17 protein-coding genes are annotated in these 20,469 nt (G+C 69.4%); 12 read left to right on the top strand and 5 right to left on the bottom strand.

The features are described from left to right. Nucleotides 1-174 precede the first annotated feature (174 nt). Nucleotides 175-1,413, bottom strand: coding sequence for an aminopeptidase (locus tag D6860_RS18615; RefSeq protein ID WP_076622922.1), 1,239 nt, complete (start codon nucleotides 1,411-1,413; stop codon nucleotides 175-177). A 136-nt stretch (nucleotides 1,414-1,549) separates the two neighbouring features. On the opposite strand from D6860_RS18615, the gene D6860_RS18610 reads away from it, so the two are divergent. The 7 genes from D6860_RS18610 (at nucleotide 1,550) to D6860_RS18580 (ending at nucleotide 9,037) form a co-directional block, all read left to right on the top strand. Further along, nucleotides 1,550-2,173: an HAD family hydrolase gene (locus D6860_RS18610; RefSeq protein WP_076622921.1), complete on the top strand. Its 624-nt coding sequence runs from the start codon at nucleotides 1,550-1,552 to the stop codon at nucleotides 2,171-2,173. Beyond that, entirely contained in the window at nucleotides 2,170-3,612 is a 1,443-nt protein-coding gene (locus tag D6860_RS18605; protein ID WP_076622920.1) for a cobyric acid synthase, read from the top strand. The genes D6860_RS18610 and D6860_RS18605 overlap by 4 nt, the downstream gene beginning before the upstream one ends. A gap of 188 nt (nucleotides 3,613-3,800) precedes the next feature. After that, the gene (locus D6860_RS18600; RefSeq protein ID WP_076622919.1) at nucleotides 3,801-4,928 is read left to right on the top strand and encodes an ABC transporter permease; all 1,128 of its coding nucleotides are present in this window, start codon (nucleotides 3,801-3,803) and stop codon (nucleotides 4,926-4,928) included. Next, entirely contained in the window at nucleotides 4,925-5,719 is a 795-nt protein-coding gene (locus D6860_RS18595) for an ABC transporter ATP-binding protein (protein WP_076622918.1), read from the top strand. The genes D6860_RS18600 and D6860_RS18595 overlap by 4 nt, the downstream gene beginning before the upstream one ends. A gap of 2 nt (nucleotides 5,720-5,721) precedes the next feature. Beyond that, complete coding sequence (locus D6860_RS18590; protein WP_076622917.1) at nucleotides 5,722-7,458, top strand: MCE family protein; 1,737 nt, start codon at nucleotides 5,722-5,724, stop codon at nucleotides 7,456-7,458. 10 nt (nucleotides 7,459-7,468) lie between these two features. After that, complete coding sequence (locus D6860_RS18585) at nucleotides 7,469-8,068, top strand: ABC-type transport auxiliary lipoprotein family protein (RefSeq protein ID WP_083697925.1); 600 nt, start codon at nucleotides 7,469-7,471, stop codon at nucleotides 8,066-8,068. A 21-nt stretch (nucleotides 8,069-8,089) separates the two neighbouring features. Further along, nucleotides 8,090-9,037 (top strand): LysR family transcriptional regulator, encoded by a 948-nt coding sequence (locus tag D6860_RS18580; protein WP_076622916.1) that lies wholly within the window; start codon nucleotides 8,090-8,092, stop codon nucleotides 9,035-9,037. Between the two features lie 39 nt (nucleotides 9,038-9,076). On the opposite strand, the gene D6860_RS18575 is transcribed toward D6860_RS18580, so the two are convergent. The 3 genes from D6860_RS18575 to D6860_RS18565 are packed head-to-tail and all read right to left on the bottom strand — an operon-like array spanning nucleotide 9,077 to nucleotide 11,505. Then, nucleotides 9,077-9,754, bottom strand: a complete 678-nt coding sequence (locus D6860_RS18575; RefSeq protein WP_017468435.1) for a DUF1028 domain-containing protein — start codon at nucleotides 9,752-9,754, stop codon at nucleotides 9,077-9,079. A 34-nt stretch (nucleotides 9,755-9,788) separates the two neighbouring features. Further along, on the bottom strand, nucleotides 9,789-10,205 hold the full coding sequence (locus D6860_RS18570; RefSeq protein WP_076622915.1) for a RidA family protein: 417 nt from the start codon (nucleotides 10,203-10,205) through the stop codon (nucleotides 9,789-9,791). 34 nt (nucleotides 10,206-10,239) lie between these two features. Beyond that, nucleotides 10,240-11,505 carry a flavin-containing monooxygenase gene (locus D6860_RS18565; protein ID WP_076622914.1) on the bottom strand — a complete coding sequence of 422 codons (1,266 nt, stop codon included), beginning with the start codon at nucleotides 11,503-11,505 and terminating at the stop codon, nucleotides 10,240-10,242. A gap of 212 nt (nucleotides 11,506-11,717) precedes the next feature. Here D6860_RS18565 and glgX point away from each other — a divergent pair, with 212 nt between their 5' ends. The 3 genes from glgX to treY are packed head-to-tail and all read left to right on the top strand — an operon-like array spanning nucleotide 11,718 to nucleotide 17,736. After that, nucleotides 11,718-13,793, top strand: coding sequence for a glycogen debranching protein GlgX (glgX, locus tag D6860_RS18560; protein ID WP_076622913.1), 2,076 nt, complete (start codon nucleotides 11,718-11,720; stop codon nucleotides 13,791-13,793). Continuing rightward, nucleotides 13,790-15,505 (top strand): malto-oligosyltrehalose trehalohydrolase, encoded by a 1,716-nt coding sequence (treZ, locus tag D6860_RS18555; protein ID WP_076622912.1) that lies wholly within the window; start codon nucleotides 13,790-13,792, stop codon nucleotides 15,503-15,505. Before glgX ends, treZ begins: the two co-directional genes overlap by 4 nt. Continuing rightward, the gene (gene treY / locus D6860_RS18550) at nucleotides 15,502-17,736 is read left to right on the top strand and encodes a malto-oligosyltrehalose synthase (protein ID WP_083697770.1); all 2,235 of its coding nucleotides are present in this window, start codon (nucleotides 15,502-15,504) and stop codon (nucleotides 17,734-17,736) included. Before treZ ends, treY begins: the two co-directional genes overlap by 4 nt. 18 nt (nucleotides 17,737-17,754) lie before the next feature. On the opposite strand, the gene D6860_RS18545 is transcribed toward treY, so the two are convergent. After that, complete coding sequence (locus D6860_RS18545; protein ID WP_076622911.1) at nucleotides 17,755-18,483, bottom strand: CbiX/SirB N-terminal domain-containing protein; 729 nt, start codon at nucleotides 18,481-18,483, stop codon at nucleotides 17,755-17,757. Nucleotides 18,484-18,691: 208 nt separating this feature from the next. On the opposite strand from D6860_RS18545, the gene D6860_RS18540 reads away from it, so the two are divergent. Continuing rightward, the gene (locus D6860_RS18540) at nucleotides 18,692-19,612 is read left to right on the top strand and encodes a diacylglycerol/lipid kinase family protein (protein WP_076622910.1); all 921 of its coding nucleotides are present in this window, start codon (nucleotides 18,692-18,694) and stop codon (nucleotides 19,610-19,612) included. Then, a complete protein-coding gene (locus tag D6860_RS18535; RefSeq protein WP_076622909.1) occupies nucleotides 19,609-20,457 on the top strand; it encodes a metallophosphoesterase family protein in 849 nt (282 codons plus the stop codon). Before D6860_RS18540 ends, D6860_RS18535 begins: the two co-directional genes overlap by 4 nt. The last annotated feature ends 12 nt before the right edge of the window (nucleotides 20,458-20,469 follow it).

Raw genomic sequence — 20,469 nt, 5'->3', positions numbered from 1 at the left:
TTGGGGCCGTTCAAAAGTTGCCTCACGTTAGCCCCGGTTGACGCCCTCGTCCCGCAGTTTCGGCCCTCTGGCCCCGCCAACGGCGATACCTGCACAGATAGGCATCAGGCCGTCGCCGGTGGGCGCGCCCGCCCGGTTTCGGGCAGGCGCATCGTTTCGGATCCGGGCGTCAGTTCAGGCCCATTCGCCGGCGCGGAACACCGGCACGCGGGTGCCGTCGGCGGTGATCCCGTCGATGTCGGTCTCGGCGCCGCCGATCATCCAGTCGACGTGGATGAGGCTCGAATTGCCGCCCTTCTCCGCGATCTGCTCGGCGGTCAGCGACGCGCCGTCGAGGAAGCACTTGGAGTAGCACTGACCGAGCGCGATGTGGCAGGCGGCGTTCTCGTCGAAGAGGGTATTGTAGAACAGCAGGCCCGATTGCGAGATCGGCGAGGAATGCGGCACCAGCGCCACCTCGCCGAGGCGCGCGGCGCCCTCGTCGGTGGCGATGAGCTCGCGCAGGATGTCGCCGCCCTTGTCGGCTTTGGCCTCGACGATGCGCCCGTCCTTGAAGGTCACCTCGATGCCGTCGATCAGGCTGCCCTGGTGCGACAGCGGCTTGGTCGAACACACGGTGCCGTCGACGCGCTGCGCGTGGGGGGTGGTGAACACTTCTTCGGTGGGGATGTTCGGGTTGCAGACGACCCCGTTCTGCGCCTCGGACGCGCCGCCGTGCCACTCGTGATCGTCGGCAAGGCCGACGGTCAGGTCGGTGCCGGGGCTGCGGAAGTGCAGCGCCGAGAACCTCTGCTCGTTCAGCCACCTGGTCCGGGCGCGCAGCGTGGCGTTGTGCTCGTCCCAGGCGGCGACGGGGTCGTCGGTGTTCACCCGCGAGGCCGAGAAGATCGCGTCGGCGAGTTTCGCCTGCGCGTCGCCAGTGGGCAGGTCGGGGAACATGCGCGCCGCCCAGCTCTCGCCCGGCCAGGCGCAGATCGTCCAGTTGATCTCGAAGGTCGAGATCTTCTCGAGCGCCGGCTTGTAGGCGGTCGAGGTCGCCTTGCCCACGCGCGACACCTTGGCCGGGTCCTGCTCGGACAGCAGCATCGGGTCCTCGCCGACGATCGCCATGCGCGCCGCGCCCCGGTCGAAAGCCTCGGCCATGCCGGAATAGAGCCACCCGGGGGCAAGGTCGAAGGTCTCGTCGCCGGCTGTCTCGAAGCGCGCCAGCGTGACCTCGGAATCGGTCAGCAGCGGCGTGACCAGTGATGCGCCGGCGGCATATGCGGCGCGGGTGATGGCGCGCACCAGCGGCAGCGCGGTGACCGGCGCGGTCAGCACCAGCTCCTGCCCCGGCTGCAGGTTGAGGCCGGTGCGCACCGAGACCTCGGCAAGGCGCTCGAGAAGGGTCGGGTCGATGGGGCTGTCGGTCATGCGTGTCTCCTGCGCTCGGGGCTGTATCGGTTCGGAGGTAACATGCGCCCCGCGGCGAACAAGCGCAAACCTCGGGGCACGGGGTGGCGCAGCAGCGCTCTGCGCGGTTACAGAGAGCCTGTCAGGAGGACCCGCCATGCCGCAGGAGACAGAGAACACCCCGTCGCTGATCGTGTGGGATTTCGACGGCGTGCTGAACGCCAACATGGTCAACGGCCGCCCGGTCTGGACGCGCACGCTGGAATCCGACCTCGGCATTCCGCGGGACAGCCTGCAGACCGACCTTTTTGCCGGCGACACGGTGGACGAGATCCTGCGCGGCCGGATCGACCTTCTGGCGCATGTCTCGGACTGGCTCGAGGCGCGCGGCCACCCGCTGACGGGCCGGGCGTTTCTCGACTACTGGTTCGAAAAGGATGCCTACCCGGACCCCGAAGTCTTGGGCTGGCTGCGGGCGCATCCCGCGCGCCACGTGATCGGCACCAACAACGAGACCCACCGGGCCGCCTACATCGAGGAGACGATGGGCTACGGCGCGCATGTCGAGACGGTCTTCTGCTCGGGCCGGGTGGGCGCGGCGAAGCCCGACCCTGCCTTCTTCGCCCGGATCGAGGCGTGGTCGGGCCTGCCGCCGGACCGCATCCTGCTGGTCGATGACGTGGCCGAGAACATCGCGGCGGCCGAGGCGCGCGGGTGGCAGGTGTTCCGGTTCACCGACGAGACTCGCGACGCGCTGCCCGCGCGGCTGGGTCTCGCATGACGGCGCTGATGATCCAGGGCACCGGCTCGAACGTGGGCAAGTCGATGCTGGTGGCCGGGCTCTGCCGGGCGGCGCGGCGGCGCGGGCTGTCGGTCGCACCGTTCAAGCCGCAGAACATGTCGAACAACGCGGCGGTGACGGCGGACGGCGGCGAGATCGGTCGGGCGCAGGCGTTGCAGGCGCTGGCCTGCGGGCTGCCCTTGCACACCGACATGAACCCGGTGCTCTTGAAGCCCGAGACCGACGTCGGCGCGCAGGTGGTCGTGCAGGGGCAAAGACTGATGACCACCCGGGCCCGGGACTATGCCGGTCTGAAGCCGCAGCTCATGGCGCGGGTATTGGAAAGCTTCGAACGTCTGTCGGCCGCGCATGAGCTGGTGATCGTCGAGGGTGCCGGCAGCCCGGCCGAGGTGAACCTGCGTCGCAGCGACATCGCCAACATGGGCTTTGCCCGCGCGGCGGGCGTGCCGGTGGTGCTGGCGGGCGACATCGACCGGGGCGGCGTGATCGCGCAGATCGTCGGCACGCAGGCGGTGATCGACCCTGACGACGCGGCGCTGGTGCGCGGCTTTCTCGTCAACAAGTTCCGGGGCGACCCGTCGCTCTTCGATGACGGCTACGCGATGATCGAGGCGCACACCGGCTGGCGCGGCTTCGGCGTGCTGCCGTGGTTCCGCGATGCGTGGAAGCTGCCCGCCGAAGATGCCCTCGACGTCGATGCGCCGGTGCGGGCAGGGGGGCTGCACGTGGTGTGCCTCTGCCTGTCGCGGATCGCGAATTTCGACGATCTCGACCCGCTGGCGCAGGAGCCGGGGGTGCGGCTCACCATGCTCGGGCCGGGGCGGGCCATTCCGGGGGATGCCGACCTTGTGATCCTTCCGGGCACGAAATCGACGCGTGGCGACCTCGCGTTCCTGCGGGCGCAGGGATGGGACGTGGACCTTGCCGCCCATCACCGGCGCGGTGGGCGGGTGCTGGGCATCTGCGGCGGCTACCAGATGCTCGGGCGCTCGGTCTCGGATCCGGAGGGTATCGAGGGTTACGCGGGCACCGATGCCGGGCTCGGCCTGCTCGACATCGACACCGTGATGACCGCCGAGAAACGGCTGACCGAGACCCGCGCCACCCATGCCGCGACGGGCCAGGGGTTCCACGGCTACGAGATCCACATCGGCCGCAGCGACGGGCCCGACCGGGCGCGCCCCTTCGCGCATGTCGAGGGGCGTCCCGAAGGCGCCGAGAGCGCCTGCGGGCGGGTGCAGGGCAGCTACCTGCACGGCATGTTCCGCGACGATGCCTTCCGTGCGGCATGGCTCGGGGGCTTCGGTGTGGCGTCCGAAGGCGGCTATGACGCCGGCGTAGAGACGACACTCGACGCGCTGGCGGATCACCTCGAGATCCATCTCGACGTGGCCGGCCTTCTGGTCTGCGCTCGCTGACCCGCCACGATCTGCCGCAGGGCAGGGGGCCGCTTTCCCGGTGCAAGTCATCGCCTGCGCTGCAAAACGCGCCTATCATGCCGCACCCGCAAGAAGACTTCGGCACGGTCCCGGCGACGCTCTGGCGAGCCCGCCCGGACCGGGTCAGGATGGGCGGAAGTGGACAGGACCAGACAGAGACGACCCCGATGAGCGAAGAGGGTTTTACCAGCGATTTCAGCGGCGACGGCGCGGCCGGCGTCCTGACGCTGGGTGGCGCGCTGACGGTGCACACGGTCACCGCGCTGCGTGACAGCCTCGCCCCGGCGCGCGGGGCGGGTGATCTCGTGGTGGACATGGCCGGTGTCGACAGGATGGACACGGCGGGCGCGTGGGCGCTGGCCGAGCTCGAGGCGCAGATCGCGCAGCGCGGCGGCACCACCCGGCTGCGCCACGCGGGCGACGAGGCGCTTCTGCTGCTCGACACCGTCCGCGCCGCCCTGCCGGCCCCCGAGACCCCGGCCGAGCGTGACCGTGGCCTGATCGCGCTGCTCGAGGCCACCGGACGGCGGGTCGCCACCGGCGCGGCCTTCCTGCGGGACCTGCTGGCCTATCTCGGCCTGTTCCTCGTGGCGCTCTGGCGCGTCGTGACCCACCCGCGCGAGTTCCGCTTCACCGCGCTCGTCGCCCATGCCGACGACGTCGGCCTGCGCGCGGTGCCCATCGTCGGGCTCATGGCGTTCCTGATCGGCGTGGTGCTGGCGTTCCAGGGCTCGGCGCAGCTGCGCCAGTTCGGGGCCGAGGTCTTCGTGGTCGATCTCATCGCCATCTCGATCCTGCGCGAGCTGGGCATCCTGCTCACCGCGATCATCGTCGCGGGCCGCACGGCGTCGGCATTCACCGCCGCCATCGGCTCGATGAAGATGCGCGAGGAGATCGACGCCATGCGCACGCTCGGGCTCGACCCGGCGACGGTGCTCTTCGTGCCGCGCATCCTTGCGCTGCTGCTGATGCTGCCGATCCTCGGGCTGGTGGCCAACGTCATGGGGCTAATCGGCGGCGCGCTGATGTCGTGGATCGACCTCGGCATCTCGCCGTCGATGTTCCGGGCGCGGCTCATCGCCGACACCGACGTGTCGCATGTCTTCGTCGGACTGGTGAAGGCGCCGGTCTTCGCGCTCATCATCGGCGTGGTGGGCTGCCACGCGGGGATGCAGGTGCAGGGCAACGCCGAGTCCCTTGGGCGGATGACGTCGAACGCGGTGGTGACAGCCATCTTCGCTGTGATCGTCGCCGACGCGCTGTTCTCCATCTTCTTTGCGCAGGTGGGGCTGTGAGCGCGCCCGAGGTGGTCATACGCGTGCGCGACCTGCGCAACCAGTTCGGGGCCAACGTCGTGCACGAGGGGCTCGACCTCGATGTCTACCGTGGCGAGATCCTTGGCGTTGTGGGCGGGTCGGGCACCGGCAAGTCGGTGCTGCTGCGGTCGATCACCGGGTTGCAACGGCCCTCCGCCGGGCGGATCGAGGTCTTTGGCGTCGACGTTCTGGGCGGTCCGGCCGCCGCCCGCGAAACGCTCGACGAGCGCTGGGGCGTGATGTTCCAGGACGGCGCGCTGTTCTCGTCGCTCACGGTTCGCGAGAACGTCGAGGTGCCACTGAAGAAGATCCCCGGCCTCGCACCCGACGTGCGCGCGGCCCTCGCCGACCTCAAGATCTCGATGGTGGGGCTCAGGTACCTCGCGGGCGACAGGTATCCGTCCGAGCTGTCCGGCGGGATGCGCAAGCGGGCGGGACTGGCGCGGGCGCTGGCGCTCGACCCCGAGATCGTCTTTCTCGACGAGCCGACCGCCGGGCTCGATCCAATCGGCGCGGCGGCCTTCGACGCGCTCATCCGCAATCTCAGCAAGTCTCTGGGGCTGACGGTTTTTCTCGTGACCCATGATCTCGACACGCTGCGTGCAACCTGCGACCGTATCGCGGTGCTGGCCGAGCGGCGGGTTCTCGTCACCGGCAGCTTGCAGCAGATGCAGGAGGTCGATCACCCTTGGGTGCACGAGTATTTCACCGGGCCGCGCGCCCGTGCCGCCTTCGAGGCGAACGGCCCCCGCGACAAGGAAGGTGACTGACCATGGAAACGCGCGCGAATTACGTTCTCGTCGGTGCCTTCGCGATCCTCGGCCTGTTGGGGCTGCTGGGATTCTTCCTGTGGTTCGCCAATGTCGAGCTCGACCGGCAGTTCGCCTATTACGACGTCGATTTCGACTCGGTGTCGGGGCTGAGCGCGGCTTCCGACGTGCGCTTTGCCGGCCTGCCGGTGGGGCAGGTGGTCAGCGTCGCGCTGTCCCCTGCGAACGATGGCCGTATCCGCGTGCGGGTCGAGATCGGCGCCGAGACACCGGTGCGCACCGACAGCGTGGCCACCATCGAGGCGCAGGGCGTGACCGGCGTCGCCTATGTCGGCATCTCGAGCGGCACTCCCGAGGCACCGTTGCTGCGCGACGCGCAGGAGGGCGTTCCGATGATCGAGGCGGGTCGCTCGATGCTGCAATCGTTGACACAGGACGCGCCCGAGATCCTGTCGGAGACACTCGATCTCGTGCGTGACCTGCGCGAGCTGATGGGGGGCGAGAACCGCCAGCGGATCGAGAACATCCTTGCCAACGTGGAGCAGTCGTCGATCTCCTTCGGGGATGCGCTCGAGGATTTCTCGGGCGTCACCGGGGCGGTTTCGACCTTCGCGAGCGAGATCCAGCGGTTCAACAGCACGCTCGACGGGGTCAGCCGCGATTTCGGCGGGGTGCTTGACGAGGCTGAACAGGCGCTCGCCTCGATCAACGCGCTGTCGGAAGAGACGCGTGGCGTGGTCGCGCGCGGCGGTGCGACGCTCGACCGGGCCGAGGGAACGCTGGGCGCGGCCGATGCCTACATCACCGGCACGCTTGGGCCCGCGACCGAGCGGATGAGCGGCTCTGTCACTGGTATCGAGACGCGTTTCGCGGCGCTTGCCGACAGTGCCGAGGCACTGGCCGAGACTCTCTCCGAGACCGGGCGTACCGCCACCGCGCGGCTGGCGGAGGCGCAGGAGACCCTTGCGCGCGTCGACACGCTCATCGCCTCGCTCGACCAGACCGCCGGCAGTGTCGACAGCGCGGCGCAGCGGCTCGACGGGATGCTGGCCGAAGACGCCAGCGCGCTGATCGCCGAGCTGCGCACCGCCACCGCCGAGGCGACGGAGGTGATCCGCAGCATCGGCGAGACCGCCGACACCGATCTCGCCGCGATCTTTGACGACATCCGCGCGGCGACCGCGCAGGCCTCGGCCACCATCGACACCGTGGGCCGCGATCTTTCCTCGGCCTCGGGGAGACTCGACGGGCTGGCCTCGGACGCGGTGCAGACGCTGGCCGACGCGCGCGAGACCTTCGCCAACGCCAACGATACGCTCGCGGCGATCAACGGCACGCTCGAGACCGGCGACCGCGCGCTGGGCGCCGCCGAGCGGGCCTTCGACAGCGCCGACACCGTGCTCAACGACGAGATCGGCGGCATCGCCGCGAGCCTGCGCAGCACGCTCGATACGCTCGAGGCGGCGGTGGGCGATGTCGCCGCCGAGATCCCCGCCGTGGCCGAGGAGCTGCGCTCGGCCAGCCGGTCGGCCGAGGCGGCCTTTGCCGGGATCGAGGGCACGGTCGACGCGGCCTCGCCGGCGGTGCGCGACTTCGCCGCCACGGCGCTGCCGCAGTTCGGGCGCCTCGCCGTCGAGACCCGCGCTCTGATCGACAACCTCGACGCGCTCATCGGCCAGATCCGGCGCGACCCGAGCCGCTTCTTCCTTGACCCCCGTGCTCCGGAATACCGAAGGTAACACCATGTGGATGCGCCTGACCCTCCTGCCGCTCGTTCTTGCCACCGCCGGCTGCGGTGCCCTCTCGGCGCTCGACGATGCCGCGCGCCCGCTCGAGATCTACGAGCTGCGCACCCCCGGCATCGAGACCACCGCGCGGCGGCGCAACGTCGAGCTGGTGGTCGAGGAGCCCATCGCCAGCGGGGCGTTGTCGACGGAACGCATCATGGTCCGCCCCGCGCGGCTTCAGGCACAATATCTGCCAGATGTGCGCTGGGCCGATCCGGCGCCCGTGATGCTGCGCACGCTGCTGCTGCGCAGCCTCGCCGAGACCGGGGCCTTCACCTCGGTCGGGCGGCAGCCGCTGGCGAGCGTCGGTGACTACGCGCTGCTGGGCGAGCTCACCGATTTCCAGGCCGAACCCGTCGCCGGGAGCGAGGCCGCCGAGGTGCGGGTGCGCCTGATGTTGCGGCTCGTGCGCGAGCGCGATGCCAGCGTGGTCGCAAGCCGCACCTTCGATGCCGTGGAACAGTCGGCGGACACCGGGCCCGACAGCCTCGTCGCGGCCTTCGACCGGGCCACCGCGGCGCTTATCGCCGAGGTGCTGCCCTGGGTCATCGCCGAGACATGAGCGGCTGAGGCAGGAGAGGGCATGCGGTTCACCCTGCGACAGGTCGAGTATTTCATCGCCACGGCGGAAACCGGGTCGATCACGCTGGCCTCCGAGCGCATCAGCATCTCGCAGCCGTCGATCTCGGCGGCGATCTCGCAGCTCGAAGCCGAACTCGGCGCGCAACTCTTCCTGCGGCGTCACGCGCAGGGGCTCTCGCTCACGCCCGCCGGGCGCGAGTTGCTGACCAAGGCAAAGCGGCTCGTGGAGCAGGCGAACAGGCTCTATCACACCGCGTCCGAGGTCACCGACACGCTCGGCGGCACGCTCTCCGTCGGCTGCCTGCTGACCTTTGCGCCGATGGTGCTGCCGGCGATCACCCAGGGGTTCGCTGCCGATCATCCCGGCGTGCGGGTGGCGCCGGAGGTGGCCGATCACGCGCAGCTTCTGCACAGGCTCGAGCGCGCCGAACTGGATGTCGCCCTGAGCTACGATCTCGAGGTGCCTGACGGTTTCGACTTCGAGCCGCTCGTCGAGCTTGCGCCCTACGCGATGGTGGCGCAGACCGATCCGCTCGCGGGGCAGGCGGCTGTGACGCTCGCGGAGCTGGCGGAGCAGGAGCTGATCCTGCTCGATCTGCCGTTGTCGCGGGACTATTTCATGGGGTTGTTCGCCCGCGAGGGGCTGACGCCGCGCATCGCCGCCCGGCTGCAGCAGTTCGACGTGTTGCGCACCATGGTTGCGAACCGCTTCGGCTACAGCATCGCCAACGCGCGGCCGCGCAACTCGGTGGCGATGGACGGGCGTGACGTGGTCGCGGTGCGCATCGCCGGGGCGCCGCAGGGCATGACGATGGGGCTGCTGCGCGTGGCACGGCAACGTCCGACGCGGCTGGTCACGACCTTCGTGGACTATTGCCGCGATCTCATTTCCGACAGCTACGTGCCGGGCATGGTCGCCCCGTCGGACGCGCCGAGACGGCGGGGGTAGAGTCTCATTTCGACCCTGTTTCGGCGTGAAACGGCGCGATCACTCGTCGCCCGGCACCCCGTATGACGGCGCCGCCCGGGGATCGAGCGCGCGGGTGACATAGTCGTCCGCCTGCGGCGCGTAGACCTCCCAGGCGCGGGCGATGGCCTCGATCGGGCAGCCCTCGTCGATCCAGTCGCAGCGCAGTTCGGCGTAGGGCCATGCCTCGCGGTCGACGATCAGCAGGCCTGCCGAATGGACCGGCCCGGCCTCGCCGCCGGCCGCGACACCCGCGCGCATCGCGGCAATCAGCCGGTCTCCGAGCGCGCCCGATGCCGTCTCGAAGCCCGCGACAATGGCCGCCGGCACGCCATCGTTGGCAAGCAGGTTGCCACCCGAGGCGACGTCGCGGCCCTGTGCCTGCGTCCAGATCCCCAGCGAGTTCGGCCCGGAGTGGATGGCGTTGCTGCCCGTGGCGTCGATCGCCAGCACCTGCCGATAGGCCATGTGATCGCTTTCGGCCTGCAGCGCGGCGATGGCCTCGGCGGCGGTGCGGCCTGCTTCCATCAGGTCCAGCGCGCTCGTCCCCAGCCTGGGGTCGGTGACGTTCTGCGAGGCGACCGCGCCGACACCGGCGCGGGCAAAGGCGCAGCGGGCCGCCACCGCCGGCGAGGACGAGGAAATGGCAATGCCGAACTGTCCGGTCTCGGCGCAGCGCGCCACGAGGGAAAAGGTCATTCTGTCTCCGTTGCCTGTCGTGTGTACCGGCGGCTCAGTCCGGGATCACCGCCGTGCCGTCGATCTCGACCAGCCATTCCGGCCGCGCCAGCGCCTGCACGACCAGCCCGGTCGAGACCGGGTGCACGCCCTTGATGTATTCGCCCATGGTCCGGTAGACCGCCTCGCGGTGGCGCACGTCGGTGATGTAGACGACGACCTTCACGAGATGTTCGATCGAGCCGCCGGCCTCCTCGATGAGTTGCACGATGTTCTGCATGACCTTGTGGGTCTGCTCCACGGGATCGTGGCTGTCGATGTTCTTGGCGTCGTCGAGGTTCTGCGGGCACTGGCCGCGCAGCCAGACGATGCGGCCCCCTTGCGTGACCACCGCCTGCGAAAGGTCGTTGTCGAGGCTCTGCTCGGGGTAGGTGTCGCGGGTGTTGAAGGGGCGGATGCGGGTGTGGGCCATAGGGTCTCCGTGACTGGTTCCGTGGCGGACGGGTTCACTCGGCGGCGCGCCGGGCTGCCTCGTCGTAGGTGGCGTAATTGCGCTGTATGAGGATCTGGTCGGCGATGTGCCGGGCGTCGTGCCAGACACCCCAGATGAAGCTCGACCCGCGCCGCGAGAGCCACGGCAGGCCGAGGAAGTAGAGCCCCGGTTCCGCCGACACGCCGCGCTGGTGGACGGGGCGGCCGTCGGCATCGAAAGTGTCGAGTTCGATCCAGTCGAAATCCTGCCGGTAGCCGGTCGCCCAGATGATCGTGCGGATCTCTGCCGCCTCGAGATCGAGGCTCTCGAGCGGCTCGGTCATGCAGGCGGGATCAGGGGACAGGCGGCGCGCCTCGGGCTCTTCGGACAGGTCGAGGCCGTTGCGGGAGACATGGGCATCGGCCTCGTCGAGCATCCGCAGGTAGCTGTCGTCTCCGGCGCGGATGTTGCGGGCAAGATCGGGCGCGAAGCGCACGGTGCGACCGTCGCTGGCCTCGGTCCGTCCGACCAGCGTGATGCCTTCGCCGGCGAGCTGCCGGAAGTCCATGGTGCGCCCGCCGTTGGCGCCGCTCACCGCGATGGTGACGTGCTCGGTGCCGGGCGCCGGGGCGGCGATGTCCCACTTGCCGAGCACGCCGAGCCACCAGACGAAATCGCGTCCGCGATAGCGGCGCGGCGGGCGTTCGTGCGGGCCCACGGAGAGATAGACCTCGCGCCCGGCCCGGTTCAGTTCGTCGGCGATCTGCACGCCGGACGAACCCGCGCCCACCACCAGCACCGCCCCCGCGGGCAGGGCGTCGGGGTTGCGGTAGGCGGCGGAGTGGATCTGCGTGAGGCCCTCGGTCTCGGGGACCACGGGCGGGATCACCGGCACCTGGAACGGACCGGTGGCGGCCACGACCGAGCGCGCCTCGATCACCCCGTCGGAGGTCTCGGCGCGGAAGCCGGGGCGCCCCTCGAGCCGGGTGAGCCGCGTGACCTCGACGCCGCAGCGCACCGGCGCATCTATCTGGCGGGCGTAATCCTCGAAGTAGTCGGCCACGGCCTCCTTGCCCGGAAAGGCCTCTCCGTCGCCATCGAAGGTCATGCCGGGGAAACGATCATGCCACGCCGGCCCGTTGGCGACGAGCGAGTCCCACCGACACGAGCGCCAGCGTTCCGCAATGCGGCTGCGTTCGAGCACGAGATGCGGCACGCCGGCCCGTCCGAGGTGTTCGCTCATGGCGATGCCGGCCTGTCCCGCGCCGATGACGAGCGTGTCGATCCGTTCCGTTGCCATTGCCCTGTCCTTCCCGTGACCGCGTCCGACAGTCATCCGGCATTCCGCTTCATTCATAAATTAAAATTTGCGTCGGCCCTGCTTCGGCTTTTCCGATGCAATTCCGCCATTGGCGTTCTGCAGTGCAGCAGGGAACCGTGATGCAGCTGCAGCGTTAGCTGTAGTGCGGGCAGACCGTGCCGCATTTTTGCAACCTGTTTCCGAGAGCACAGATGTTCGACAAGTCCCTTCGGGCCGATCCCCGCGACGTATCCTTCGACGTGACCGCAGGCCGAGCGGCGTGGCTTGGCGCCCGCCCCGACGGCGAAGGCACGAACTTCGCCCTTTTCTCGGACCATGCCGAGGCCGTGGAGCTTTGTCTCTACGACGACAAGGGCATCAGCGAGCTTGCCCGGCTCGAGTTGCCGCGCAGCGAGGGCGGTATCTGGTTCGGCTACCTGCCGGGCATCGGCCCGGGGCAGGCCTATGGCTACCGCGTCCATGGCCCCTTCGCGCCGGAAGATGGGCATCGCTTCAATCCCAACAAGCTGCTGCTCGACCCCTACGCGCAGGCCCTTCGCGGCACGCTCGAGTGGAACGAGGCGCTGTTCGGCTACCCGGTCGGCACCTCGGATCTAGAGTTCGACGAGCGGGACAGCGCCCCCTTCATGCCCAAGTCGATCGTCGCCGAAGCCGATTTCGACTGGGAGGCCGAGAGCCATCCGGCGACCCCGTGGTCCGACAGCGTGATCTACGAGGCGCACGTGCGCGGCATGACCATGCGCCATCCCGGCGTGATCGAGGCGGACCGGGGCACTTTCAAGGCGCTCGCCTCCGAGCCGATCATCGAACACCTGCAGAAGCTGGGGGTGACCGCCATCGAGCTTCTGCCGGTGCACGCCATGGTGCAGGACCAGCGGCTCGTCGAGAGCGGGTTGCGCAACTACTGGGGCTACAACACGCTCGGCTTCTTCGCCCCGAACCGCAACTACCTTGCGTCCGAAGACGTGCGCGAGGTCCGGCAGGCGGTGAAGCGTTTCCACGACGCCGGCATCGAGGTGATCCTCGACGTGGTCTACAACCACACCGCCGAGGGCAACGAGTGGGGCCCGACGCTCAGCTTCCGCGGCATCGACAACGCCAGCTACTACCTGCTGGCCGACGAGAAGCGCCACTGCTTCGACACCACCGGCTGCGGCAACACGCTGAACATCGCGCACCCGATGGTGCTGCGGATGGTGATGGACAGCCTGCGCTACTGGGTCGAGGTCTGCCATGTCGACGGCTTCCGCTTCGACCTTGCCTCGACGCTGGGCCGCGAACCGGCGGGCTTCGAACGCGAGGGCGCCTTCTTCAACGCGCTGCGTCAGGACCCGGTGCTGAGCCAGGTGAAGCTCATCGCCGAGCCTTGGGACATCGGCGACGAGGGTTACCAGGTAGGCGGCTTCCCGTGGCCCTTCCGCGAGTGGAACGACAAGTTCCGCGACGACACGCGCGCCTTCTGGCGGCGTGATCCGGGCCGGCTGCCGCGTCTGGCGCAGCGGCTCATGGGCAGCCCGACGCAGTTCAACCATTCGCGCCGCCCGGCGACCTCCTCGGTCAACTTCCTTGCCGCGCACGATGGCTTCACCCTGTGGGACACGCTCAGCTACAACGAGAAGCACAACGAGGCCAACGGCGAGGACAACCGCGACGGCCACGACCACAACCTCTCGCACAATCTCGGCGTCGAGGGGCCGACCGACGACCCGCAGATCGACGGGGCCCGCCTGCGCCGCGCCAAGGCGATGCTCACCACGCTTTTCGCCTCGCACGGGGTGCCGATGCTGCTCGCGGGTGACGAGATGGGGCAGAGCCAGAACGGCAACAACAATGCCTACTGCCAGGACAACGAGATCACCTGGATCGACTGGGAAGGCGCCCGCCCCGAGATGGTCGAGGCGGTGGCGAGCCTGATCGCCTTCCGTCGCGAATGGCGCGGCCATCTTGCGCCCGAGGGTTTCTGGCCGCGCCCCGAGGCGACGGAAAGCGTCTGGTGGCACCCCGAGGGCCGCGAGATGGAAGACGGCGACTGGCAGGATGAAGGTCTGCCGGTGACCGGTCTGCAGCACACCCGCGAGGGCTGCCCCGACCTGCTGATCGTGGCGAACGCCGGAGACGACTGCGAGTTCACGCTGCCCGAGGGCGACTGGCACAAGCGCATCGACAGCGCCTGCACACCGGTGACCTGCAACGAGGCTGCAAGCGGCAAGGTCACGATCTCGGGGCAGGCGGTGACCATCTTCCAGAACGGCGAGCCGTCGGAATGAGCCTGCCGGTGTGGGGCGCAACTCCGCTGGAACAGGGGCGCTGGCACTTCGGCCTCTGGGCACCTGCGGCAACGGAGGTCGCGCTGGTGCTCGACGGGCGTGCGCAGCCCATGCAGCCCGGGCCCGACGGTCGCTGGTCGCTCGAGACCGAGGCCGGCCCCGACATGCCCTATGTCTTCCGCGTCGACGGGCAGGACCGCCCCGACCCGGCCTCGCGCCGGCAGGTCGACACGGTCCACGGCGCCTCGCTGACGGTCGATCCCGCGCGGTTCGACTGGGGCCGCCCCTGGGCCGGGCGGCCGCTGGAAGAGGCGGTGATCTTCGAGCTGCACATCGGCTCCTTCACGCGCGAAGGGACCTTTGCCGCGGCGCAGCGCCGCCTGCCGGAGCTGGCCGCGCTGGGCATCACGGCGCTCGACGTGATGCCGGTCTCGCAGTTCGAGGGGGCTCGCGGCTGGGGCTATGACGGCGTGCTGAACCGCGCGCCGCATCCGGCCTACGGCACGCCGGACGAGATGCGCGCCTTCGTCCGTGCGGCGCAGGAGCAGGGCATCATGGTGCTGCTCGATCTCGTGATGAACCACTTCGGGCCGTTCGGAAACTACCTGCCGAGCTACGCGCCGCAATTCTACACCGACACGCCCACCCCCTGGGGTGACGGGATCGACTTCCACCGGCCCGAGGTGCGCGCCTTCTTCCTCGAGTCCGCGCTGGGCTGGATCGAGGACTACCGGCTCGACGGCTTCCGCCTCGATGCCGTCCACCAGATCCGCGACGAGTCGGAGCGGCATTTCATGCTCGAGCTGCGCGACACGCTGCGGGCCCGCGACCGGGGCCGGCCGATCCACCTTGTTTGCGAGGACGAGCGCAACCTGCCGCACCTGCGCGAGCAGGGCTTCGACGCCGAATGGAACGACGACTGGCACAACGCGCTGCATGTCGCACTCACCGGCGAGACGCAGGGCTACTACGAGCGTTTCGCCGACGACCCCTTCGGTCATCTCGCCCATGCCCTCGCGCACGGGCAGGTCGACGAGGGGCAGGACATTCCCGGCCATGGCCCGCGCGGCGCCCCGGCCTCGCATCTGCCGTGGACGGCCTTCGTCAACTCGAACCACACCCACGACCAGATCGGCAACCGGCCCAACGGCGAGCGGTTGCTGACCCTCGTGGGCGAGGAGACCGGCCGCGTCATCCACGCAGCGCTGCTGCTGATGCCGTTCCTGCCGATGCTCTTCATGGGCGAGGAAGAGGGCAGCGAGGCGCCGTTTCCCTTCTTCTGCGATCCTCCCGACGAGGACGGCCGCGAGGCCGTGCGCAAGGGGCGCGCCGGCGAGCTCGGGCGGCTGGACTACGACGTCAGCCGCATGCCCGACCCAGCCGGGCCGCGGGCGATGGACCTTGCCTGCCCCTATCCCGCGCCCGATGCCGAGCGTGCCGCACGCTGGTGGCTGCTGACCAAGGAGCTTCTCGCGCTGAGACGGGCGCGGATCGTGCCGCTCCTGCGGTCGGGTGACACCGGGCCGGGGCAGGTCACGCGCCACGGCGACAAGGCGTATCACGTGCGCTGGCCGTTCGAGGGCGGAGAGATCGAGATGCTGCTTGCCCTTGGCGCGCCCGCGTCCGGCGCCGCGCCCGTGGACGACCCCGACTTCGCGCTCGGCGATCCGCTCGCCGACCCGTTTGCCATCGCTGTCAGGATCCGATCATGACCCCGCTTTCCGCCACCTATCGCCTGCAACTGCGCCAAGGCGTCGATTTCGACCGTGCCCGCGCGCTCCTGCCCTACATCGCGGACCTTGGCGCGCGCCAGCTCTACCTGTCGCCGATCTTCACCGCCGAGAGCGACAGCACCCACGGCTACGACGTGGCAGATCCGTCCGAGATCGACCCGGTGCTTGGCGGTCGCGAGGGCTTCGAGCGGCTCGCCCGCGACGCGCAGGCGTTGGGTCTCGGCATCGTGCTGGACCTCGTGCCGAACCACACGGTGCTGAGCGTCGAGAACCCGTGGCTGTTCGACGCGCTGAAATATGGCGCCGAGAGCCGCTATGCCGACTATTTCGACATCGACTGGAGCTACGGGCTGATCCTGCCGATCCTGCCCGAACGCTACGACACGATGCTTGCCGACGGCGCGTTCCACGTGAATCGCGCCGACGAGCGGCTCGAGTGGGAGGGCGGCTGGCTGCCGCTTGCGCCCGGCACCGCCGAGATCGACGACTGGGATACGATGATGGCGGGGCAGCACTGGCAACTCCGCTTCTGGGAGCGGGAACGCCGCCGCCTGACACATCGGCGCTTCTTCAACGTCACCACGCTGATCGGGATGCAGATCGAGCGCCCCGAGGTCTTCGAGGCGATGATGGCGCTGCCGGTCGCGCTTGTGCGCGAGGGGCTGGTGCAGGGTCTGCGCATCGACCACGTCGACGGGCTGGCCTGGCCGGGTGAATACATGCGCCGCCTGCGCGAGGAAGTCGGTCCGGACTGCCCTGTCTGGGTCGAGAAGATCCTCACCGGCGACGAGGAGATGCCGACCTCCTGGCCGATCGAGGGCACCACCGGCTACGAGGTCTCGGACCGGATCTCCCGGCTGCTCACCGATCCCGAGGGCCGCGACGCGCTCGACCGCTTCTGGCGTGAGGCGACCGGGATCACCGGCGACTACGAGGACATGTGTCTCGAGACCCGGGCGCTGATCCTCGATACCGATCTGCGGGCGGAGCTGGTCGAGATGACCACCCGCGCGGAAAAGGCGCTGGCCGAGCGCGAGGCGCGCCCGCGCGACGCCGCCGATCTCAGCGCCGCGATCCGCGCGCTGCTGATGGTGTTCCCGCAATATCGCTCTTACGTGACCCCCGACGGCGCGCGCGCCGAGGACGAGGCCCTGCTGCGCCACAGCTTCGAGCGCGCGGCGAAGCTGCTCGACGACACCGGCACGCTCGATGCCCTGCGCACGCTCTTCGACGGCCCCGAGGGCCCCGAGACCTACGGCTTCGTGCGCCGCTTCCAGCAGGTGACCGGTGCGGTGGTTGCCAAGGCGCAGGAGGACACCGCCTTTTTCCGCTACACCCGCAATCTCGCCGAGTGCGAGGTGGGCTCGGAACCCGACGCATCGCCGCTCTCGGCCGAAGCCTTCGCCGCATGGTGCAGCGACCGGCAGGCGCGCTGGCCGAAGGCGCTGAGCCTGTCGTCGAGCCATGACAGCAAGCGCGCCGAGGACGCCCGTGCCCGGCTGATCGCGCTCACCCATGACAGCGAGGCGTTGCGGCAGCTCTGGCAGGCCGCTGCGCCCCATGCCACCACCGGCGCGCCGCAGGCCCATGTGCGCTGGTACGTGCTGCAGACCGCCGTGGCGATGTGGCAGCCCGAGCGCGACGATCTCGACGCGCGTCTCGCGGCGCACCTCGAGAAGGCGCTGCGCGAGGCCCGCCAGCTCAGCACATGGACCGAGCCGGACGAGGCCGCCGAACGGCAGGCCGCGGCCTTCGGGCAGGCGCTGCTCGCCGACTGGCGGCGCGAGGTGCCTCCGGCGCTCGCGCGCATCGTGGCGGCGGGCGAACGGCTATCGCTGGTGCAACAGGCTCTGAAATGCCTCGTGCCCGGCGTGCCGGATGTCTACCAGGGCACCGAGATCGGCAGCTTCGCCCTGACCGATCCCGACAACCGCGACCCGCTCGATCCCGAGCCGCCCACGACGTCCTTCGGGCGCGACAAGCTGGCGCTGACCCGCCGGCTTCTGGCCCTGCGCGCGGCCGATCCGGAGTTCTTCCTGACCGCCGACTGCACGGTGCGCGAAGAGGGTGGCGTCATCCACCTGAGCCGCCGCATTGGCGACAGGCGTGTCGACCTGCGGTTCATGCGCGACGGCGCGCCGGTCGCGGGCAAGGGACCGGTCGTGCTGGATGTCGAAGGGATCGAAGCCGCCGAGGCCGTGCCGGGCTGACGCGCCCGGCAGGCGCGGTCAGGGGGCGGAGGTTTCGAACATCTCGCCCTGCCGCGCGATGCTCTCGGCGATCAGCGCCGGCGTGTCGGTCCACGAGATTAAGGGCGGCAGCATCGGTCCATCGAAGCCGGCGGCGGCCAGCGCGGCGGGCACATCGTCGTCCATGTGACCCGATTGCTGCGCGAAATACGGAAGGCAGACTGCCTGGCCAAGACCCTGCGCCACGTCCTTGATGAACGGAGGCTGTTCGACGAAGCCGGTCCGCGTGATGGTGAACCCCATGCCGGCGTGCAGCGCGCGGGCGAACTCATAGGCGCTGTCGGCACTGGTGCGCGAGACCGCGCTGCCGTGCCCGGCGACCACGAGCGCGGTTTCCTCGGCCTTCCAGCCACGTTCCGCCAGCACCTTGCCAAGTTCGCGCTGCGCGCATTGAACGAGACCCGCTTCCACGCCGAAGGGGTCGAGCATCCGGACCCCCATTTCCCGGGCCTTCTTGGCCAGAACCTGCCCGGTGAACCAGCCGCGCGCCATGAAGAACGGGTAGATCAGCGGCTTGCCGAGCGCCTCGACCTCGGCTTCGAGCCGCCCCTTGGCCGCCAGCGTCGCACTGCTGACGTGCCAGCCGTCCATCCGCGCGTCGACGCGGGACGCAAGCGCGCTCAGCGCCGATTCCTGGCTTTCTGGGTCGGACGGGCTGCCATGTGCAACGATTACAGCGGTGCGGGCAGGCTCTGGGCTTCGGGCCATGGCGGCGGGTCTCCTTTCACAGGTCTTCGGGTCGTGCGGGGAGAACGACGCGGTAGGGCGACATATAGGTACGCTATTCGATTCGGCATCTCCCGTCGCCCCGATCCGCGCGGATTTTCTCTCATCGCACGGGCGGTTGCCTTTTTCCCGGGCGAGGGAACCCTGTGTCCGTGGCGACGTTGATCATGGGTTCAGACAGGAGATCACGGTGCCTGCGCTCCGCTCAGTATGTGTCATCCTCAACGAGAAGTCCGGCGATCACGCCGAAGGCGACCGGCGCGCGCGCATCGCGGCGTTGCTCGACGACGCCGGGCTCGAGGCCAAGATCATCGTGCCCGACGGCCAGCGCGACCTGGAAGAGGTCGCGCGCGACGGGTTGCGTCGCAGCGGGGCCGACATCCTCGTGGCCGCAGGTGGGGACGGCACCATCGCAGCAGTCGCTTCTGCCGCCCATGCCGAGGGCAAGCCGATGGGGGTGATCCCCCAGGGCACCTTCAACTATTTCGCGCGGGGCCTGAACATTCCGCAGGAGATGGAAGGCGCGATCACCGCCCTCGCCACGGGCAAGCTCCGCGACATGCCGCTGGGCGAGGTGAACGGCGAGGTGTTTCTCAACAACGCCAGCCTCGGGGTCTACCCGCTGATCCTGCTTCGGCGCGAGAGCATCTACAGCCGCTGGGGCCGGTCGCGCATGGCGGCCTACTGGTCGGTGCTGCTGGCGCTCTTCGGTTTCCGCAAGCCGCTGAAGCTGCGCATCACGCTCGATGACCGCGAAATGCGGCTGCGCACGCCACTGCTGTTCGTCGGCAACAGCGCCTACCAGCTCGAACGCTTCAACCTCGACGGCGTGGACGCCGTGCGAGACGGCAAGTTCGCGCTCTTCACCGCCAAGGGGACCAGCCGCTTCGACCTCATGCGGACGGCGCTGAAGCTGGCGGGGGGCGCGGCCCAGAAGGGGGCGGACTTCGACCTCGAGACCGCCAAGGACATCACCATTCACATGAACCGAAGGCACACGCTCGTGGCCCGCGACGGGGAGAAGGCGCTGATGCAGACGCCGATCCGCATTCGCCTGCGCGACGTGCCGCTTCGCGTCATGGTTCCGGAGGAAGACGAGCCCACAGAATGATCCGCATCGCGCATATCTCGGATCTGCACTTCGGCCGCACCGACGCCGAGCTGCTCGACCCCCTGATCGCCGCCGTGAACGACGCCGAGCCCGATCTGGTCGCGGTGACGGGCGATTTCACCCAGCGGGCGCGACGCAGCCAGTATCGCGCGGCGCAGGCTTTCCTCGCGCGTCTCGAGGCTCCCTGGCTGGCGGTGCCTGGCAATCACGACGTCTCGCTCGACAACCTCTGGCAACGCTTCGTTCGACCCTGGCGGCACTACCGGGATCATATCTGCGACGATCTCTTCCCGGTGCACCGGCAGGACGGGCTGGTGGCCGTCGGCTTCAACACCGTCGACCGGTTCCGGTGGCAGCGCGGCAAGGTCCGCTGGCGGCAGATGCGACAGGCCTGCAAGCTGTTCTCCGACGTCCCCGAGGGCATACGCGTGGTGCTCGCGCATCATCCGTTCGAACAGGACGCTGACGTCGAGAAGAGCCTGATGCCCAACGCCAACAAGGCGCTGGAGCAGCTTGCCGAATGCGGGGCGCACCTTGTGCTCTCCGGCCACCTGCATCGTTGGCGGACCGAACCCTTCCTGTCGCGAAAGCACGGCGCACAGGTCTTGCAGGTGCACGTCGGCACCGGGCTCTCGACCCGCCTGCGCGGCCAGGAGAACGATTTTGCATTGCTGGATCTCGACGAAACCGACGCGCGGGTCACGCGCATGGTCGCGCGTGGCGGTCGCTTCCGTGATGCGGGCACCCGCTGTTTCCGCTTCGAAGACACGGGCTGGCGCGAGGCACGCGAGGCTGTGGCTGTGGACCCGAAGACCCGAGAGCGCCTGTCACCGGCGCAGAACTGACCAAAGGAGGAT

Origin of the sequence: Salipiger sp. D13 (assembly GCF_003703915.1) — a bacterium.
In the GTDB taxonomy this organism is placed as follows: Bacteria; Pseudomonadota; Alphaproteobacteria; order Rhodobacterales; family Rhodobacteraceae; genus Salipiger; species Salipiger profundus.
The sequence above is the reverse complement of the archived record's forward strand: the minus strand, read 5'-3'. Positions and strand labels throughout refer to the sequence as shown.

Coding starts and splice junctions, on each gene's coding strand:
- D6860_RS18615 (WP_076622922.1), bottom strand. CDS start 1,413: ATGACCGACAGCCCCATCGACCCGACCCTTCTCGAGCGCCTTGCCGAG.
- D6860_RS18610 (WP_076622921.1), top strand. CDS start 1,550: ATGCCGCAGGAGACAGAGAACACCCCGTCGCTGATCGTGTGGGATTTC.
- D6860_RS18605 (WP_076622920.1), top strand. CDS start 2,170: ATGACGGCGCTGATGATCCAGGGCACCGGCTCGAACGTGGGCAAGTCG.
- D6860_RS18600 (WP_076622919.1), top strand. CDS start 3,801: ATGAGCGAAGAGGGTTTTACCAGCGATTTCAGCGGCGACGGCGCGGCC.
- D6860_RS18590 (WP_076622917.1), top strand. CDS start 5,722: ATGGAAACGCGCGCGAATTACGTTCTCGTCGGTGCCTTCGCGATCCTC.
- D6860_RS18585 (WP_083697925.1), top strand. CDS start 7,469: ATGCGCCTGACCCTCCTGCCGCTCGTTCTTGCCACCGCCGGCTGCGGT.
- D6860_RS18580 (WP_076622916.1), top strand. CDS start 8,090: ATGCGGTTCACCCTGCGACAGGTCGAGTATTTCATCGCCACGGCGGAA.
- D6860_RS18575 (WP_017468435.1), bottom strand. CDS start 9,754: ATGACCTTTTCCCTCGTGGCGCGCTGCGCCGAGACCGGACAGTTCGGC.
- D6860_RS18570 (WP_076622915.1), bottom strand. CDS start 10,205: ATGGCCCACACCCGCATCCGCCCCTTCAACACCCGCGACACCTACCCC.
- D6860_RS18565 (WP_076622914.1), bottom strand. CDS start 11,505: ATGGCAACGGAACGGATCGACACGCTCGTCATCGGCGCGGGACAGGCC.
- glgX (WP_076622913.1), top strand. CDS start 11,718: ATGTTCGACAAGTCCCTTCGGGCCGATCCCCGCGACGTATCCTTCGAC.
- treZ (WP_076622912.1), top strand. CDS start 13,790: ATGAGCCTGCCGGTGTGGGGCGCAACTCCGCTGGAACAGGGGCGCTGG.
- treY (WP_083697770.1), top strand. CDS start 15,502: ATGACCCCGCTTTCCGCCACCTATCGCCTGCAACTGCGCCAAGGCGTC.
- D6860_RS18545 (WP_076622911.1), bottom strand. CDS start 18,483: ATGGCCCGAAGCCCAGAGCCTGCCCGCACCGCTGTAATCGTTGCACAT.
- D6860_RS18535 (WP_076622909.1), top strand. CDS start 19,609: ATGATCCGCATCGCGCATATCTCGGATCTGCACTTCGGCCGCACCGAC.